Annotated in this window: 19 protein-coding genes; 14 read left to right on the top strand and 5 right to left on the bottom strand. The window is 38.4% G+C overall.

Features of this window, described 5'->3' with window-relative positions:
• Nucleotides 1-4: 4 nt before the first annotated feature.
• On the bottom strand, nucleotides 5-568 hold the full coding sequence (locus HNP38_RS06290) for a hypothetical protein (RefSeq protein WP_184186155.1): 564 nt from the start codon (nucleotides 566-568) through the stop codon (nucleotides 5-7).
• Nucleotides 569-585: 17 nt separating this feature from the next.
• Nucleotides 586-2,733 (bottom strand): endonuclease MutS2, encoded by a 2,148-nt coding sequence (locus HNP38_RS06285; protein WP_184186151.1) that lies wholly within the window; start codon nucleotides 2,731-2,733, stop codon nucleotides 586-588.
• Between the two features lie 98 nt (nucleotides 2,734-2,831).
• Between HNP38_RS06285 and HNP38_RS06280 the strand changes: the two genes are divergently transcribed.
• The 3 genes from HNP38_RS06280 (at nucleotide 2,832) to HNP38_RS06270 (ending at nucleotide 4,535) form a co-directional block, all read left to right on the top strand.
• Nucleotides 2,832-3,341 (top strand): GNAT family N-acetyltransferase, encoded by a 510-nt coding sequence (locus tag HNP38_RS06280; protein WP_184186147.1) that lies wholly within the window; start codon nucleotides 2,832-2,834, stop codon nucleotides 3,339-3,341.
• Nucleotides 3,342-3,384: 43 nt separating this feature from the next.
• A complete protein-coding gene (locus tag HNP38_RS06275; protein ID WP_184186144.1) occupies nucleotides 3,385-3,822 on the top strand; it encodes a hypothetical protein in 438 nt (145 codons plus the stop codon).
• 71 nt (nucleotides 3,823-3,893) lie between these two features.
• Nucleotides 3,894-4,535 carry a uracil-DNA glycosylase gene (locus tag HNP38_RS06270; protein ID WP_184186140.1) on the top strand — a complete coding sequence of 214 codons (642 nt, stop codon included), beginning with the start codon at nucleotides 3,894-3,896 and terminating at the stop codon, nucleotides 4,533-4,535.
• Here HNP38_RS06270 and HNP38_RS06265 read toward each other — a convergent pair.
• The 3 genes from HNP38_RS06265 to HNP38_RS06255 form a co-directional block, all read right to left on the bottom strand.
• Nucleotides 4,522-5,016, bottom strand: coding sequence for a hypothetical protein (locus HNP38_RS06265; RefSeq protein ID WP_184186137.1), 495 nt, complete (start codon nucleotides 5,014-5,016; stop codon nucleotides 4,522-4,524). The two genes, HNP38_RS06270 and HNP38_RS06265, sit on opposite strands and share 14 nt — an antisense overlap.
• A gap of 4 nt (nucleotides 5,017-5,020) precedes the next feature.
• Nucleotides 5,021-5,512, bottom strand: a complete 492-nt coding sequence (locus HNP38_RS06260; protein WP_184186134.1) for a DUF456 domain-containing protein — start codon at nucleotides 5,510-5,512, stop codon at nucleotides 5,021-5,023.
• A gap of 74 nt (nucleotides 5,513-5,586) precedes the next feature.
• Nucleotides 5,587-6,756 (bottom strand): carboxypeptidase-like regulatory domain-containing protein, encoded by a 1,170-nt coding sequence (locus tag HNP38_RS06255; RefSeq protein WP_184186131.1) that lies wholly within the window; start codon nucleotides 6,754-6,756, stop codon nucleotides 5,587-5,589.
• 185 nt (nucleotides 6,757-6,941) lie between these two features.
• On the opposite strand from HNP38_RS06255, the gene HNP38_RS06250 reads away from it, so the two are divergent.
• The 11 genes from HNP38_RS06250 to HNP38_RS06200 all read left to right on the top strand — a co-directional run bounded on the left by HNP38_RS06250 (nucleotide 6,942) and on the right by HNP38_RS06200 (nucleotide 17,884).
• Nucleotides 6,942-8,204 (top strand): mechanosensitive ion channel family protein, encoded by a 1,263-nt coding sequence (locus HNP38_RS06250; protein ID WP_184186127.1) that lies wholly within the window; start codon nucleotides 6,942-6,944, stop codon nucleotides 8,202-8,204.
• 150 nt (nucleotides 8,205-8,354) lie between these two features.
• Nucleotides 8,355-9,074 carry a pyridoxine 5'-phosphate synthase gene (locus tag HNP38_RS06245; protein WP_184186124.1) on the top strand — a complete coding sequence of 240 codons (720 nt, stop codon included), beginning with the start codon at nucleotides 8,355-8,357 and terminating at the stop codon, nucleotides 9,072-9,074.
• A 77-nt stretch (nucleotides 9,075-9,151) separates the two neighbouring features.
• Nucleotides 9,152-9,931 (top strand): alpha/beta fold hydrolase, encoded by a 780-nt coding sequence (locus HNP38_RS06240; protein ID WP_184186121.1) that lies wholly within the window; start codon nucleotides 9,152-9,154, stop codon nucleotides 9,929-9,931.
• Nucleotides 9,932-10,048: 117 nt separating this feature from the next.
• Nucleotides 10,049-10,288 carry a microviridin/marinostatin family tricyclic proteinase inhibitor gene (locus tag HNP38_RS06235; protein WP_184186118.1) on the top strand — a complete coding sequence of 80 codons (240 nt, stop codon included), beginning with the start codon at nucleotides 10,049-10,051 and terminating at the stop codon, nucleotides 10,286-10,288.
• 28 nt (nucleotides 10,289-10,316) lie between these two features.
• Nucleotides 10,317-10,511: a microviridin/marinostatin family tricyclic proteinase inhibitor gene (locus HNP38_RS06230; RefSeq protein ID WP_184186103.1), complete on the top strand. Its 195-nt coding sequence runs from the start codon at nucleotides 10,317-10,319 to the stop codon at nucleotides 10,509-10,511.
• 90 nt (nucleotides 10,512-10,601) lie between these two features.
• The gene (locus HNP38_RS06225; protein WP_184186089.1) at nucleotides 10,602-11,561 is read left to right on the top strand and encodes an MvdC/MvdD family ATP grasp protein; all 960 of its coding nucleotides are present in this window, start codon (nucleotides 10,602-10,604) and stop codon (nucleotides 11,559-11,561) included.
• On the top strand, nucleotides 11,551-12,558 hold the full coding sequence (locus HNP38_RS06220) for an MvdC/MvdD family ATP grasp protein (protein ID WP_184186086.1): 1,008 nt from the start codon (nucleotides 11,551-11,553) through the stop codon (nucleotides 12,556-12,558). The genes HNP38_RS06225 and HNP38_RS06220 overlap by 11 nt, the downstream gene beginning before the upstream one ends.
• A gap of 117 nt (nucleotides 12,559-12,675) precedes the next feature.
• Nucleotides 12,676-13,602, top strand: coding sequence for a BPSS1187 family protein (locus tag HNP38_RS06215; protein ID WP_184186084.1), 927 nt, complete (start codon nucleotides 12,676-12,678; stop codon nucleotides 13,600-13,602).
• Between the two features lie 28 nt (nucleotides 13,603-13,630).
• A complete protein-coding gene (locus HNP38_RS06210) occupies nucleotides 13,631-14,644 on the top strand; it encodes an NAD-dependent epimerase/dehydratase family protein (protein ID WP_184186080.1) in 1,014 nt (337 codons plus the stop codon).
• Complete coding sequence (locus tag HNP38_RS06205) at nucleotides 14,645-16,411, top strand: AMP-dependent synthetase/ligase (RefSeq protein ID WP_184186077.1); 1,767 nt, start codon at nucleotides 14,645-14,647, stop codon at nucleotides 16,409-16,411. It abuts the gene before it with no gap.
• A gap of 414 nt (nucleotides 16,412-16,825) precedes the next feature.
• Complete coding sequence (locus tag HNP38_RS06200; protein WP_184186074.1) at nucleotides 16,826-17,884, top strand: diphosphomevalonate/mevalonate 3,5-bisphosphate decarboxylase family protein; 1,059 nt, start codon at nucleotides 16,826-16,828, stop codon at nucleotides 17,882-17,884.
• Nucleotides 17,885-18,014 lie beyond the last annotated feature (130 nt).

Here is an 18,014-nt window from a genome sequence, read left to right as displayed (position 1 = left end):
CCTTTTACAATCCTTTATTAGCAATTAACAGGGCGATTTCATTTTTCCAGAAATCAGATCTTTCCGGTAGTTTGGCATTGATGGCCACAAACTCCGTTTTTAAGCCCTCAATATCTTCTAATGAATACCGATCCTCAAAAAAGGCATTTTCACCATGAAGGTCATTGACTTTATTGATGAAATTTCTATAAGTGATAAGGCATTCCAAAAATTCACAGAGATCTTCGTTAATAGTTATTATCTTCAGATCATTATCAAGATCTATAAGCTTTACCGCATCTTTATGAGCTTTGTCAAGACCAATCGGATTTCCGCTTCCGTCACTTCCAAAAATAACAAAATTATTCATGTTTTCAGAATTCAATTCATGAAAATCCGATACATATTGCAGCTCAAGAAAGTTATCTTCACCGTAAAAATTGATGAATGGTGCGGCATCTTCAGGAAAGCCTTTCAGTAAACATTCTATGGTGGGTTCTGTTAAATTGAAATCTCTGATCTTTTCAAAATCGGCATCTAGCCAGTTTTCATATTCACTTAAATTCCAGTTCTCTCTGCTGAATTTCATAAAGCCTGTTATTAATTTTAAATCCTTTCCAATTCATCCGCATCAATCATAGTCTTGAAGTTCCCGTAATTTACGGTTACCTTATTTTTCGAGATCTTTTCTATGGTTCCTACACTTGTACTTCCGGTGATACGTACCCGCTGGCCTACTTTCATCCAGAGAGCACGGTCTGTTTTGCGCTGTTCTTCCAGCTTTTCATTCGTCTCAGCGATCTTTTCTATGATTTCCTCTTTTTTCAGCTGTTGGGTGATCTTTCTTTTAACTACCTGAAGCCGCTTGCTTTCATCCTTATTGGCACCGATCTTTCTGAATTTCTCCTGCTCCAGCAGCTTTACAAAATCCTTCACCACATCCTTTCGCGACTTTCCTTTTGTATAACTTTCAATAAAAGCTTCGATCTTATTCCCGAATTGTAATTTGCGATGCTCTTCCTCATACAGTTTCTGAAAATTGTAGAGTTTCTGCTGAAGCTGGTCATTAAGCTTTTGCAGGTTGTCGCGTTTATCCTCCATAGATTCCTTCCTTTCTGTAAGGTCGGATTTTAGTTTCTCTACCTCAAATTTCTCCTGCTGAAGCTTTACGATCGTTTTATCAAGGTTGACGATGTCATGTTCCACTTTTTTCTTGGCAGAATGAATGATAAATCTAGGGATCTTATTCTTTTCAGCCACCTCAAAAGTAAATGAGCTCCCGGCCTGTCCCACTTCCAGTTTATACATCGGTTCAAGAGTCTCTTCATTAAACAGCATTGCCGCATTCTGTGCATTAGGAAGCTGTTCTATGACCAGTTTGATGTTCGTGTAATGTGTGGTAATGATGGCAAAACTTTTTTTATCATAGAAAAACTCCATGAAACTTTCTGCCAGAGCGCCGCCCAGTTCAGGGTCGGAACCAGTACCAAACTCATCAATTAGCAGAAGGGTATCGGCATCCGCCTCACGGATGATCCCCGCCATTTTCTTTAATCGGGATGAATAAGTGGAAAGATGATTTTCAATAGACTGGTTGTCACCGATATCTGTCATGATCTTATCAAAGAAGAACATTTCGGACTTAGGATGAACAGGAACCAGAATTCCGCTTTGGATCATCAGTTGAAGCAATCCGACTGTTTTCAGAGTGATCGATTTTCCTCCTGCATTAGGGCCGGAGATGCAGATGATCCTGTTATGTTCCGTTAATGCTAAAGTCTGCGGGAAAATAGTTTTGTTTTCCGCTTTATTTCTTAACCATAGCAACGGATGGAAGGCATCTTTTAACCTCAGTGTTTTATGGCGGTTGATCTTAGGTAAAACACCATTGACCAGCTCTGCAAACTTGGCTTTAGCTCTCGTTAGATCCAGGTCAAAAATATAAGCCTGGTATTCAGTAAGCTGAGGTTGGAATTCTGCTAATTCGGCGGTAAGCCTCCTCAGGATCCTGTCAATCTCTTTTTTCTCTTCCTCTTCATTCTCACGCAGTTTGAAGTAGTGCTTTATCACACTGTCCGGCTGGATGTAGGTAATAGAACCTGTTTTTGAAATTCCTAAAACCCTTCCCGGAACCCTTTTCTTGAACCCGGATTTTACAGCTAAAACCCTTTGATCCTCAATAATGCTTTCACGGATGTCATCCAGAAATTCACTTTGACCATAGTTGAACAAAGCACGATTGAAGTTCTCCTGGATCGCTTTTTTGGCATGCTGGATCTCTGTTCTTAGCTCTTTTAACACAGGGGAGGCTTCACTTTTTACCTCACCAAACCGGTTAAATACCTTATCTACCCTTTCAATGATCTCTTTTCTGAATTCAAGCACGGCAGCTTCTTCCATTAAGCACGGAAAAGTTTCAGGCATAGTAGGGAAAAACTTTTGAAGTTTTCCTATCTGTTCCGTGATGGTCTTTATTTTGATGAAAGCATTATTTTCCAGACGGAAATTTTCGATCAGCATTAATTTTAATTCACTCTCAATATCTTCATACTCATCAAATGGGATCGCATTTGAACTTTCAAAACTCGTCAGGTATTCTGCGGTTTTTTTCAAAGAAAGTTCTGCCTCGTCAATTTCCATCGGACGAAGTTGAAGAATTTTTTCTCTCGTTTTCGGAGAATAGGCAAATGGAGAAATTTCCGAAAGCAGCTCCGGAAACTCCAATTCATTTAAGTCTTCTATATTGATATACACAATGCAAATTTAGTGAGAAAATGTGAATTTAATTTGAAAATGAATGAATTTGAGAATTTGAAAATGTTGTAATTATTAAGTTTTAGTACATTTGAAATATGATAATAGAAACAGAACGATTAATTTTAAAGGATGTTACTGAAAACCATGTTGAAGATATTTTGAAGATCCGGAGTAATGAGGTAACCAATCGGTTTGTGATGAGAAATTCACCCAAAACAAATTATGACGCATTGCAGTTTATCTTAACGATAAAAGAACGGGTTCAAAATAATCAGACTTTTTATTGGGGAATTTCTTTAAAAGATCAACCGAATCTTATTGGAACGATCTGTCTCTGGAATTTTTCTGAGGACAGAAAAACTGCTGAGGTTGGCTACGAGTTATTGCCTGATTTTCACAGAAAAGGAATCATGTCGGAAGCGATACAGGCGATTTTAAATTTTGGTTTTGATGACTTACATTTGCAGGAAATCTTAGCAATTACCAATAAATTTAATGAAAATTCAAAAGGATTGCTTATTAAACATCATTTTGTTTTGGAAGAGGGAAGAGAAGATGAGGGATTTCCGGATAATTTGGTTTTTAGCTTGAAAAGTATGGAATAAAAAACATATGTATATTTGATTAGGATACTATTTATTAGTCGTTATGAAAAAGAATATATTTTTTCTGATATTGTCTTTACTTATAGGTTGTAAAGAAACCGGAGGCAAAGTTTTTTTTAATTACGATCAGATTGACTATTATTATGCGGATGAAAATGAAAAAACCGGCAGATTAGTTTCTGGTAAGATGTATCTGGAACCTGCTAAGTACTATAAAGTTCGCATTAGTGAATCTGAGTTTGACGGTATCAATAATATTTTTACTGAAAAAACGACAACCAATAATGTATACTCCAAATGTATGCCTGTTTACAGGGATATCCTTATTTTTAGGAAAAAAGGAAAACCTGCCGGAGTTGCCAAAATATGTTTTACATGTGGTCAGAATGAGATTATGGGTACATTTGCAAATACCGAAAATTTTGGACAGGATGGAGATTATGAAAAACTTAGAAAAATATTATTGAATATCCGTGAATAAAATATATCCGAATCGAAACTTACCTTTTCAAATTAACTCATTTTCAAATTCTCAAATTCTCAAATTATAATATGACCTGGACAGAAGTTTTAGCCCCGATAAAAAATACCGATTACTTTAAAAACCTTTGGGAAAAGGTAAAGCAGGAATACGCCACGACAAAAGTTTTTCCACCTAGGAATCAGATTTTCAGAGCCTTGGAGATTACCGCTTTTGATGATGTAGAAGTGGTCATTATCGGGCAGGATCCTTATCATAATGATTATCAGGCGAACGGATTGTGCTTTTCTGTTTCTGAACAGGTAACAGCACCGCCTTCCCTTAAAAATATTTTCATTGAGCTAAAAGATGATCTGGGAATAGCAAGAACATCCAAAGAGCTGGATGATTGGGGTAAGCAAGGCGTTTTATTGCTGAATGCCACCTTAACGGTTCGTGCCCATTCCCCGAATTCCCATAAAGACCTGGGTTGGGAAAAATTTACAGATTTTGTTATTAAAGAGATCTCAGATAAAAAAGAAAATGTGGTTTTTGTATTATGGGGATCTTTTGCACAAAAAAAAGCCGAACTTATCGATCCGGCTAAGCATTTTATACTGAAATCAGCACATCCGTCACCGTTTTCTGTTCACAGAGGATTTTTCGGAAGCAAACCTTTTTCCAGGATCAATGAATATTTGGTTTCCAAAGGAAAAAAGCCTATTTCGTGGTAATTTCTGTCCTGGTAATGGTAATTCCTGCCCTGTATTTTCCCTTAAGGTTTTTTGTTCCGTCCTTTTGATTCGGATACGGAGTAAGTTCAGCTAAGGAAATAGTATAACCATTGAACTCGGCAGACTGATGATAATTTTTCCCTGTATGATCTAAAGTGGCAAGGTTTAGGATCATGGGTCGGGTGGCTATGCCCATCACCTCAATTTGGGTTACGGCGGCTCCCGCCCAGATGCAATTTACACCCTCAGGGCAGCGGCTGTCTTCGGAAACCCCTTTGAACGTAACATTCATTTCAAATTCTTTCAGGAATTTGTTTTCACCTTCATTGAAATAGATGATGCCGCCTTCTTTCATAGGTGGTATTTCTTTTGTGCCGTTTGAGGCTGAAGAAACATTTGCCGGAGCCTTTGTTTCTTTTTGTGCATTGCAATTGACAAGCGTCAATAGCCCCAAACAGAATATGATTATTGTATGTGACATGGCTTTAAATAACTTTAAGCATATCCAATACTACTACCAAAAACATTGCCACGCCGATTACAAAACTAAACCCGGTCCCGTAAATGAAGCCTATGAATGCTCCTTTAGTGGATTTAAGAGCTTTATCCATATCCTTGCTGTCATGGAGCAGTTCCCCTATGAACACTCCGGCAAACATCCCGATCAGAAAACCCAATGGAATAGGAATAAACATCCCCACAATGGTCCCAATCACCGAACCTATGCTTCCCCAGCGTGTACCGCCATATTTTCTGTTCGTTTTTGCCGGGATCACATAGTTAAGGACCGCAGATATGGCTGTAAGGATACCGAAAGCCCATATATAGATCATCGGCAGATCAGCATCTGTTCCATATTTATAAAGCAGCAGACCGCAAAGACTGAGAATTAATCCCGGTAAAACAGGAAGGAAAGTACCCAGTATTCCCAATACTAATAAAATGAGGGAGAGAACATTAATTAATGGTAGGTCCATGTTTAGATTTTTTCTTTTGCAAGATAAAAAAAAGAGGCTTATAAAAAGCCTCCTTGTCATTGTATAATATGAAATTAAAGATTTAGAATAATATATTGGAGAATCAGCCCTGAATTTCCGATGTTGCCGGATGCATGGTTGTGAAAAGTAGTATAAAAAATATTTCCGCTGGTATTGTTGCCGCTGCATGCTCCCATAGTATCTCCGTGTGCCTGATGGGCAGGCCATGCATTCTGGTTGATGGTAAGCGTGATGGGATTGTTTCCGGAAGGATTGTGGCAAATGGTAACCCATGAGTCTGCAGCGCTGTTTCCAATAGGAGTTTGCGGGGCAGTGGAATCATGATATTTATTGGTTTTGATCATTAATGCCTCATTGTCTTTTTTTACCATTACATCCCAAAAGGTTGTATCATAATTATTTATTTTATGCCATGCTCCAAGATCATAATGGATGTCCAGAGCATTAAATCCTAAAGCACCGGCCAGATTTACGTCCGAAATAGAAGCGTTGCTTGTAGTTCCGGAAGTTCCATTGTTAATGGAGCATAATTTAGTGTCCGGGATAAATCCTCCCGGCATATTACAGGCATTGGAATTGGATCCGCCTCCGGTAAGATAAGATACAGCCCAGTCTGAAGCATACAAACTTCCGCCGTTGCTTACAAAAGTGGAAAGGTTGTCGTAAACAAGCTGATCGTTAGGAGTAGCAGCCAGTTTGGAACCGCAGTTCAGGAAGATGACATCATATTGTGCTACGGTATTCATAATCTTCAGATCATCGTAGGAAATTTGGGTCAACGTATATCCTAATCCCGTCACAATACTTTCAATATCATCATAAGTGCCTTTTACATAGGCCATTTTGGCTACCTGATTAAGCTTTGTTACAGAATTGTCCAATGGAGTGGTCTCATTTTTTTTGATGTCCACATTCACCTCCGTACGGAAGTTGGACCCGTTTCCGGTCTGGATATTGATAGTATGCTGTCCTTCAGGTGCCTCCAGAGTAAACTCGCCATTGGCATTGGAATAGGCATAATACATTTCGTTCTTATCGTTGAATGTAAAAACTAAAGCCCCTCCGATCTGTTTTGCACCATTTTTGGATAATACTTTTCCGGATACCTTTCCCATTTCAACTTTCGGGGTGGTAACTTCGTTAATGTCATTAGGATCGCTGCTGTTACAGCCACTGAATAAAAAAATTACAACTGTATTTAAAAAAAGGTTGAGTTGTTTCATATTCGTGAGATTTTTAATGGTTTGTTTTATTTTGTGCATAATAAATATATAAAATTTTTAAAAATGATATATAAATTGTTTGTTTTTGTTGAATAATATTCATGCTATTTTGTTTTTTTAATGGTTACTCCATAATGTTTTCGGATAAGTGCATACATCGGCTATAATTTCATAAATTTGCTGTAATGAAAGAAGAAATACAAGACACTAAAGATTTTTTGCAGAACATTAGTGACCATATTCATTATTTTGTAAAAGATAATGTACATTCGGATTTTGTATTGCCTGTTCAGATCTTTCTGAAATTTCTTTTTCTGGCAGTGCTTGTCCTGTTGGTGGATCTGGTGGTGAAATTTCTTATCAACAGCTTCTTTAAATTATTTTTAGATAAGGAAAAATATCCGGCCTTAAAGTCCATCTATCAATCTAAGATCACCAATTCCTTTGCACATCTCATGGCTTTGTATTTTGCCAATTATGCACTGATTTCTATTTTTTGGAGGCATCGGAAAAGCTATGCACTTTTAGAAAGAATTGTTGATCTTGCTATTGTATTGGTGGTGGCAGGGATGCTCTACAGGTCATTGACGGCTTTCAGGAACTATTTTGTCATTAAGCAGGATTACTATAGGATTATGGCGATCAATGCCATCTCTGAAACCGTCAAAATCATGGGGATTTTCGTATTTTCCGTTGTGGGGATCTGCGTTATTTTTGGAATCAAAGGGACAACTATTTTAGGAAGTTTAGGAGCTATAACGGCTGTTCTGGTTCTGGTATTCAGGGATACCATTCTGGGATTTGTGACCGGAATTCATGTAGCTACCTCCAAAAATCTGAAGGTAGGTGACTGGGTCAGCATTCCGAAATACAGTATTGAAGGGAATATTTCAGATATAAGCCTCTTAACTACCAAGATCATCAATTTTGATAAGACTATTTCCACAATTCCTACCTATGACCTGCTGACCACAGAAATAAAGAATCTTCAGGTGATGTCGGAATCCAATACGAGAAGAATTAAAAAATCTATTTATTTTAATATCAACTCCTTCAAATTTTTGAATGATGAAGATATCGAACGTTTGAAAGAGATCAATCTAATCTCCGATTATCTGGAAGAAAAAAGCATTGAGATCAAAAAAGAAAAAGAAAGCATCGATCATAAAGACAAAACGATCAACGGAAGGCAGCTTACCAATATCGGGGTTTTCCGGCATTATGCCCAAAGATATATTGAAAATGATCCCGATATCGATAAAAAAGGAGTCGTTATGGTTCGCCAGCTGGATATTACCCCACAGGGGCTTCCTTTAGAGATATATTGCTTTGCCAATGATTCTCAGTGGGAGCATTTCGAAGTGATCCAGGCAGATATTTTCGATCATTTGCTGGTGGCCTCCAAAGAATTTGACCTGCAGGTCATGCAGGTAAGTGTAAAAGTATAAAGAAAAACGAAGCCGGGTATTGAAGATCAGATTTTAATATAAAGCTTCCATATAATCAGTTAATAATTTAATAAGGTATTGGAGATTAGAAGTTCTTCTGAAAGTATCAGTCTGACATCTAACTTCTGATATCTAACATCTATAATAAGAATGACAAAACTAAGCGTAAACATCAATAAAATAGCTACATTAAGAAATGCAAGAGGAGGCGATATGCCAAGCGTAACGGAAGCTGCAATAAAAATCCAGGAATTTGGTGGACAGGGAATTACGATACATCCAAGGCCGGATGAAAGGCATATTACCAGAAAAGATGTTTATGACCTGAAGCCGCTTGTTACAACGGAATTCAATATTGAAGGCAATCCGCACCGTCCATTTATTGATATGGTCTTAGAGGTGAAACCTGAACAGGTCACTTTAGTTCCCGATGCAGATGATGCCATTACTTCCAATGCTGGTTGGGATACCAAAAAGCATCTGGATTTCCTTACAGATATTATTGCAGAATTTAAAAGTGCAGGAATCCGTACTTCTATTTTCCTTGATCCGGACCCGCAGCTTGTTGAATATGCAGCCAAAACAGGCACCGACAGAATTGAGCTCTACACAGAGGCTTATGCTAAAAATTACCTGATCAATAAAGAGCAGGCTATAAAACCCTATTACGATACAGCCGTTGTAGCTGCTGATTTCGGAATAGGCCTTAATGCGGGGCACGATCTGAGTCTGGAGAATCTGAAATATTTTGCAGATCATATTCCGGATCTGCTGGAAGTCTCCATTGGTCATGCTTTGATCTCTGAGGCTTTGTATATGGGACTGGAAAATACAGTGCAGGCTTATCTGAAGAGACTGGCAAAATGGTAATGTAAAGGGCGGGAGAAAGGAAGCCTGAAGCTAACTTCCCGTTTCCATCTTCTCACTTCCTTCTAAATAATTATAATATGGAAATTTTACATTCAAAAATATTTGGCGAAAATTTATCAAATACGCCACTTTTAGTATTTCACGGGCTGTTTGGAATGCTCGATAACTGGGGAAGTTTCGGGAAAGATATGGGGGAGCTGTTGCCAGTTCACCTTATTGATCTGAGAAATCATGGCCGAAGCTTTCATTCAGAGAGTATGACGCATGATGACCTGGCGGATGATATTGCCAGTTACATGAACCATTACGGAATTCAGAAAGCCCATGTATTAGGACATTCTCTGGGAGGAAAAGCGGTCATGCAGTTTGCTATAAAATATCCTGAAAAAATGGGGAAGCTTATTGTTGTGGATATCTCTCCAAAAGCTTACCCGCCACATCATCAGGGGATTATTAAAGCTCTGGAAAGCGTAGATTTCGATACTGTAGGATCCAGAAGTGATGTGGAAACTGTGCTGACGCAATATATCCCTGAAAAGTCTACCATTCAGTTCCTGGCTAAAAACTTGTACTGGGATGACCAGAAGAAGCTGAACTGGAGATTCAACCTCAAAACATTATCAGAAAAATATAACGAATTTGTTTCCAATGCTATAAAATTTGGAGTTTTTGAAGGAGATACATTGTTTATTTCCGGCGAAAAATCGAACTATATCCTTCCGCAGGATGAGTTTGCCATCAGGCAGCAGTTTCCGAAGGCCAGGATAGTTACGGTAAAAAATGCAGCGCATTGGGTACAGGTGGATAATCCGGTGGAATTCAGCCATGTTGTAAAGCAATTTCTGGGCTTGGATTAACTTGATTTTCCGAGTTTTACAAGTGTGTTAAAATTTTCTTAAAGTGGTGATTTATTTTTTTTCCGGTATTAAATTTTTTGTAATTTAGAACAATCAAATCATTAAAAATATTAATATATGGACAAGAAAAAGTTAAAAAAACCTTTCTTTGCTTCGTTTTTAGAAAAACAAGTTAAAGACCCTGAGAAAGTAACAGGAGGTACCGGTTCAATAACATCGGCGCTTCAGGATAGTGTTACTTCAGCACTTAAAGATTCTATTACTTCAGCTATTCAGGACAATGTTACACGTCCCGGAGGAGATCATGTTACCATGAAATACCCTTCTGACAGTGATGAGGATTTAGACGATATGTAATAACCATTTAACACCAAATTAAAATAGTATGAAAAACAAAAATTCAAAAAAGAAGCCTTTCTTTGCATCATTCCTGGAAAAGCAGCTTAAAGAGCCTAAAAATGTTAAAGGAGGAGCAGGTATTACCATTCCGGCAAGAGATAGTGTGACCAAACCTCTTTATGATATGGCCCAGACTCAGAAATACCCTTCGGATGGGGATGATGATGTACAGTCCATATAAAATGGGTTGTTTACAGAGATAAAACATACTCAATAATCATACATAAAGGAAACTTACGATCTAAGTTTCCTTTTTTAATAAAGTTTTCCTATGATTCTTTGTATAACCCATTCCAATGATTTCTATAACATCGATATTTTTTTTGAATACCTTGCCTCTAAGAATATTCCCTTTTTCAGATTGAATTCAGACCATGTGAATCACCTTCTGAAGATCAGTATCAAAGAAGATTCTTTTGAATTGACAGACAAGCAGGGAAATACCGTCCGGTCTCAGGATATAAAAGCCGTTTGGCACAGGAAAGCATGGAAAATTGCTGTTCCGGATGATTTGGATGAAGAGTACGAGAAAATCTTTCTCAATGAATATAGCAGTCTTCGATATAATCTGTTGACCGCTTTGGAAGATCTTCCCTGGATCAATCCCTATGAAAAGGAGAAAAAGATTGACGGAAATAAAATGCATCAGCTGAAAATTGCCGGGAAGAATAATCTGGTTATTCCTGAAACCATTTTTTCCAATGACGAAGAAAAAATTACCGCCTTTTTTCATAAGTACTGCAATGGAAAAGCGATTGCCAAGCTACATGGGGCATTGGTGAAATCCATGAGCGGAGAGCAGTTTCTTTCCACCACGATCATTGAAGAAGACAGTCTGGAGCATATTTCTGATATTGCCTATACGCCCATGATCTTTCAGCCTTATATTGATAAAGAATATGAATTGAGGATCGTATATGTAGACGGTGAATTCTTTACAGGAAAGATCGACAGCAGTGGACAGGCAGACTGGCGTGTAAGCAGGAAAGATCATGCATGGACTTCTTATGACCTTCCGGAAAGGATTAAAAATGACCTGACCTCCATGATGAAAGAAATGGGGCTGTATCTGGGAGCCATAGATATGATCAAAGGCAGAGACGGGGAATATTATTTTTTAGAAGTCAATCCACAGGGAGAATGGGGCATGTTGCAGAAAGAATTAGGATTTCCGATTGCGGAAAAAATAGCTGATAACCTAATAAAAAGAATGAAAATCAATGAACAATAAAATTTTAATCATTACACATACACAGGATAACTTTTCCATCGAAAAAGTAACGGAATATATCGCGAAAAACGATTTTGAGGTCATACGTTTTGATGTAGACCTTTATCCCTTAAAAAATAAGCTGGCCACTATTTTTCAGGAGGGAAAATGGATGACAATCCTGGAAACCCCTGACGCAAAATACCGTTTGGATGATATAGCAGCAGTATGGTACAGAAGAGCCTACAACCTCGGGACAGGGCTTAAAGAAGAGCTGGATGCCAAATTCTTCGGGGCAGCAATGGGAGAGATCCGAAATACCCTTTTTGGGTTTCTGGAATCCATTGATGCTTATTCCTTAGGAAAGCCGAGTGTTTACAGAAGGCTTGACAGTAAGGAAGAACAACTGAAAATTGCAGATAAAATCGGATTCAAAATTCCGGAAACATGCATCACCAATAATCCGGAAGAAGCCAAAAAATTTATTCTGGAACATAAAAATGTTATCGGGAAGATGCAGACAGGGTTTGCTATTTATGAAGATGGTATTGAAAATGTGGTATTCACCAATGTGATCAAGGAAGAGAACCTTGAGGAGCTGGATTCCCTGTTGTACTGCCCGATGCAGTTTCAAAAGAAGATCGAAAAGAAAAAAGAACTGAGGATCACCGTCGTAGGGCAGGATATCTATGCTTTTGAAGTAGATTCCCAGCTGTTTGATGATGCTAAAGTAGACTGGCGTAAAGACGGGATCAACCTGATCGATAAATGGGTGCCAACCGAACTTCCTGAAGATATAGAAGCTAAAATCCTTGAGCTTTTAGATGTGTACCATGTCGATTACGGAGCCATAGATATCATAGTTTCGCCGGAAGACGAATATTATTTTATAGAAATTAATGCAGCAGGAGAATTTTTCTGGCTGGATAATCTTCTGGAAGAAAACCTTATTTCTAGAAGTATTGCAGATATCCTGTGTGATAAAGCTCCCAGAAGAAATAACACTATTTTGGTATAAACCGATTATCAACTTTTGTAAATTCAGAAAAAGAAAGATAAAACAGAACAAACCCGGATAAAAATACGTTATCATGAGTTAAAATATTACCTTTGTGAAAACACACAAACGGTAGTAATGAAGAAAACTCTTGATAACAGAATAATGATCATGATCCTTATGTGGGTTCCGCTAATGATAGTAGCGCAAAAAAACATTGATTCTACTGTTTATAAAACAATAAAAGTAAAACCCGGTACATTAGACCGGTCCGTTCATCTGGCAGACGAACCTCATATTGTATATTATGATCCGGCGGTAAAAAACAATAAAGTCCTGTTATGGCTTACAGGAACAGGAGGCACCACAAGCCATGTTCCTGTAGATTTTCTTACCACGGCCTTAGAAAGCGGTTATAAGGTAATAGCCGTTTCGTTTATTACCACGCCTGCCGTTTCTGAGGTTTGTACAGGAGATACCCTAAACCTGTATCCGGATTGTGCATCAGAATTCAGGAGAATGAGGATCTATGGAACCCCCCGTTTTTCCTTAATTCAGGATCAGTCTCAGGATGCAATCGTTCCGAGGCTTGTCAAATTATTACAATACCTTTCAGATAACGATCCTCAGGGAAATTGGTCAGACTATCTGAAAGGAAAAGTTCCGGACTGGACCAAAATTGCCATTGCCGGACAGTCACAGGGAGGAGGAATGGCTCAGTTTATTGCTAATAGTGCATCCGTATACAGGGTGATCAGCTTTTCCGGCGGTTGGGATTATTCCGACTCAGAAAACAGAAAAATTGCCGGGTGGTATTATAGAAAAAATGCGACTCCCGAAAAAAACTTGTATGCGGTCTATCATGTAAATGAACTTGCTGCCCAATCCCTGAAAGAAATATGCACTGCCCTGAAAATACCGAAGGATCATATATTTGCGTTGGACAAACCGATATCTTTTCAGGAAAGTGAATTAAAAAACAAAAGAAATCCTTATCACGGTCAGGGAATAAGAAATGTTGTGTATAAACCCATATGGAAAACCATGCTGGGAAGCGGGAAATAAATTAAAATAAAAGAGAATTAAATAATTAATGGTTTTTGTTACAGGAGCAACGGGTATTTTAGGAAGAGTAATCGCTTTAGAACTTCTGAAAAGAGGAAAGAAGGTTCGTGCTTCCAAAAGGTCGGAAAGCAATCTCGAAGAGATGAAAAAATCATATTCATTTTACACGGAAACCCCTGATGCCTTTTTTAATGAAATAGAATGGGTGGATGTGGACTTCGATGATATCAATGTCCTACAGTATGCTTTGGAAGGAGTTGAAGAAATTTATCATTGTGCTGCAAAAGTCGGTTTCGACCCCGGAGATGATAAAGAAATGTATCAGACCAATATAGAAGTTACAAAAAAGCTGTTGTATGCTGTTGAAAACTCAACCGTTAAGAAATTTCTGCATGTAAGTACCATTGCCGTTCTGGATCTCTTCAATGAAAAAGAAGAACTGGACGAAGATTCCGAATTCAATCCCAAAGAAGAACATTCCGCCTATGCGATATCCAAACACCTGGCGGAAATGGAAGTCTGGAGAGCTTCTGCAGAAGGCCTTAATACGGTAATTATAAACCCCGGAATGATTCTGGGCAGTGGCGGCTGGGGCCGGAGCAGTGGAGAGATTTTCCCTATTTTTGAGAAAAACCGCTATACATTTTCCGGAGGTTCTGCCTATGTGGATGTAAGAGATGTAGCCAAAACTGCCGTGGATTTAATGGAGAAAAATATTTTCGGAGAACGTTTTATCATAATCTCTGAAGGAAAAAGATATGCAGAGATCGGAAAACAGATCAGAAAAAAGCTTGGATTGAAAGACCCGAAAATTTTGACAAAAACCCAATTAAACCTCGGAAGATTGGCCAATACACTCTTCGGCTGGCTCATCCCGAAGCTGAGAATGATCACAAAATCCAATATAGAATCCGTCACTTCATTCAACACCATATCCAATCAGAAAATTAAAGAAAAGCTGGATTATCAGTTCATTCCCGTAGAGGAAAGCGTTGATTTTCATCTTAATAATTATATTAATGACAAAAAGCAGAAGAAATAAATGAATCTTGCAGAGGCCATTATCCATAAAAATGTAGAAAAACATCCTGTAAAATCAGCCATTGGATTCAAAAAGAAAGATGGAACCTGGAAAGAGCTGAGCTGGAAAAAATTTGCAGAGATCGTTTTTAAAACTGCCAGCGCATTGAAGGACGCAGGAGTCCGGGAAAATGATAAAGTAGCCATCTATTCGGATAACTCTGCCGAATGGATCATCTTTGACCTTGCTTCCATGGCTGTAGGTGCGGTTACGGTCCCTATCTATTCTACCAATAATGCCGAGCAGGCGGAGTATATTATCAATGACTCGCAGGCTAAAGTTATTTTGGCAGGAGATCAGATGCAATACGATGCCTGCCTTGAAATTTTAAAAAAAGAGAACAGCCTTCAAACTATTATTGTGTCCAAAAAAGCGGTCTGGATCAAAAAAGAATTCAGCAGTTTTTATCTGGAAGACTTTATTGCCAAAGCCTCTCCCAAATTGGAGATCTGCAAAAAAGAAACCGGTGATACGGCTACTCTGATCTATACCTCAGGAACTACAGGAACCCCGAAAGGCGTCATCCTTACCCACGGGAATTTCCTTAAAGCCTTCGATGCCCATTTTGAATTCTTCAGATTTAAAAACTTTGAAGAAGAGCTTTCACTCGCATTTTTGCCTTTAAGCCACGTTTTTGAAAGAAGCTGGAGTCTGCTTTGCCTGTATGGCGGAGCGAGGGTTTATTTTTTGGAAGATACTAAGAACATCGCAAAAACCCTGGAAGAAGTAAAGCCTACCATGATGTGTGCCGTGCCCAGGTTTTTCCAGAAAGTATATGCCGGCGTACTGGAAAAGGCAGAAGAAGGATCATCATTAAAGAAAAAGATCTTCAATTGGGCTGTGGAAACGGGAAAACAGATCGCAGAACTGAAAAGAAATGAACATCCGATTCCATTAGGCTTACAACTTAAAGAATCCATAGCGGATATGATGGTTTTCAGTAAAATTAAAGAAAAAATGGGTGGCAGGCTTTGGTTCCTGCCCTGTGGTGGAGCATCTTTATCCCCGGAAGTAACCCTATTTTTCGAATCGGTGGGTATTCATATAACCGTAGGCTATGGCTTGACGGAAACTACGGCAACATTAACACTTTTCCCGCTGATTCATTTTGAGCACGGCACAAGCGGTAAACCTCTTCCGGGTGTAGAAGTCCGCATCGGGGAAAATGATGAGATCCAGGTAAAAGGAAACGGTATCATGAAAGGGTATTATAACAAACCGGAAGAAACAAGAGCCGTTTTTACGGAAGATGGCTGGTTCAAAACAGGAGATGCAGGAAAATTTGACGAAAAAGGAAATCTGGTCATCACAGACCGGATCAAAGACCTGATGAAAACTTCTAACGGAAAATATATTGCCCCCCAGCAGATCGAAAATCTTCTCACCAATAACAACTATATCCAGCAGATCGTATTGATTGCAGAAGGAAGACAATTTGTGTCCGCCCTCATCGTCCCGAATTTTGAATTTTTAAAGGAATATCTGAATAAAAACAATATCCCGTTTACCAACTGGGAAGAAACAGTGAAGAAAGACCAGATCGTTAATCTTTATAAAGAAAAGATCAAAGAACTGCAGGAACATCTCTCTGATTTTGAAAAAGTGAAGAAGTTTACCCTGATGCCTTCGGAATTTGAGATCGGTACAGGAGAAATTACCCCTACACTGAAAGTAAAAAGAAATGTGGTCTTGAAAAAATATGCTGATATTATAGAGAAAATGTATTAAATAAAACTCAACTATAAAAACTACAAAAGTTTTTTAAATGTAAATAAGTTTATCATTCGATCCGATATGAGATTTTCCCGAAAGTGATTAATAAAATATCAGGGAATAATGGAAGGCAAAATTCCCCTCCATTGGAGGGGTGTCAAAAAATCGAAGAATTTTTGACGGGGTGGTTAAATAATCAGTCTCAACCCTGACAACCAAACAAAAGCCCATTTTGACATCGAAGGAACACAGACGCAGCCAAGATGCTTACAGTAGTACGACAAAGCAGATGATTAATAGCAAATAATTAGCAGTGCTGAAGATCAAAGATTTAAGTAAGCTTTTAATTTTAAACTTAAAGTATTCTGATCTTAACCTTTTGTAAATTTTATAGTTAAAACAGGAAGTTTTATCATTTTAAATTAAATTATGACAACACAAGAATTTCTGGGAAACCCCAATTTTAATCTAAGTACACAAACCGTTTCGGAAAGCTGTCCGTCAAACATTGCCCTGATCAAGTACTGGGGAAAATATGATCAGCAGATTCCGGCCAATCCAAGTATCAGCTATACCCTGAACCATTGTAAAACCAATACTACAATGGAATTTTCTGCTGATGAACCGTTTGTTGTACAGACCTTCCTGTCCGGAAAAGAAGAACCGAAATTTGCGGAGAAAATTGAAAAATATTTCAGGAATATAGAACAATACCTGCCTTGGATCTTAAAAGGAAAATACACCGTCCATACAGAAAACACTTTCCCGCACAGTTCAGGGATTGCCAGTTCCGCTTCCGGATTTGGGGCGATTGCCAAATGCCTAATGAAACTGGATGAAGCTTTTTCAGGAAAAACTTTTGAAGAAGAATCTTTAAGAAAAGCATCTTTTTTAGCGAGATTGGGAAGTGGAAGCGCATGCAGAAGTTTATATAACGGATTAGTGGTTTGGGGAGAGTCTGATGAGGTGGAAGAAAGTTCAGATTTGTATGCCGTAAAATATCCGGATGCTGAGATTCACCAGATTTTCAGGAACTTTAATGACTGGGTGCTTTTGATCCATGAAGGGCAGAAGAGTGTCTCTTCCACAGTAGGGCATGGCCTGATGAAAACCAATCTATATGCAGAAAAGAGATTTCAGGAAGCTAGGGAAAACTTTGTCCCGATGAAAGAGATCCTGAAAAACGGGGATATGCAAAGCTTTATCAAACTGGTAGAGCATGAGGCCCTTACGTTGCATGCCATGATGATGATGAGTGATCCTGCATTCATTCTCATGAAAACCGGAACACTGGAAGTCATTAATAAGATCTGGGATTTCAGGAAAGAAACCGGCTTGCCGTTATTCTTTACTTTGGATGCAGGCGCAAACGTTCATCTTCTATTCCCAAATGATGGTTCCGAAGGAAAAATAATTACCTACATTGAAGATGAACTATTACAGCTTACCCAGAAAAAAGGTGTGGTAAAAGATATAATGAAATTTTAAAATAAAATTCCCCTCCAATGGAGGGGTGTCAAAAATTCGAAGAATTTTTGACGGGGTGGTTAAATAAGTCGTCTCAACTCTGCACAACCTAACCACAACCCATTTTGTCATTCCAATTTCTAAATAGCTT

The sequence above is a fragment of the Chryseobacterium defluvii genome, assembly GCF_014204415.1.
GTDB lineage: Bacteria > Bacteroidota > Bacteroidia > Flavobacteriales > Weeksellaceae > Chryseobacterium > Chryseobacterium defluvii_A.
This window is presented reverse-complemented; position numbering and strand designations above follow the sequence as displayed.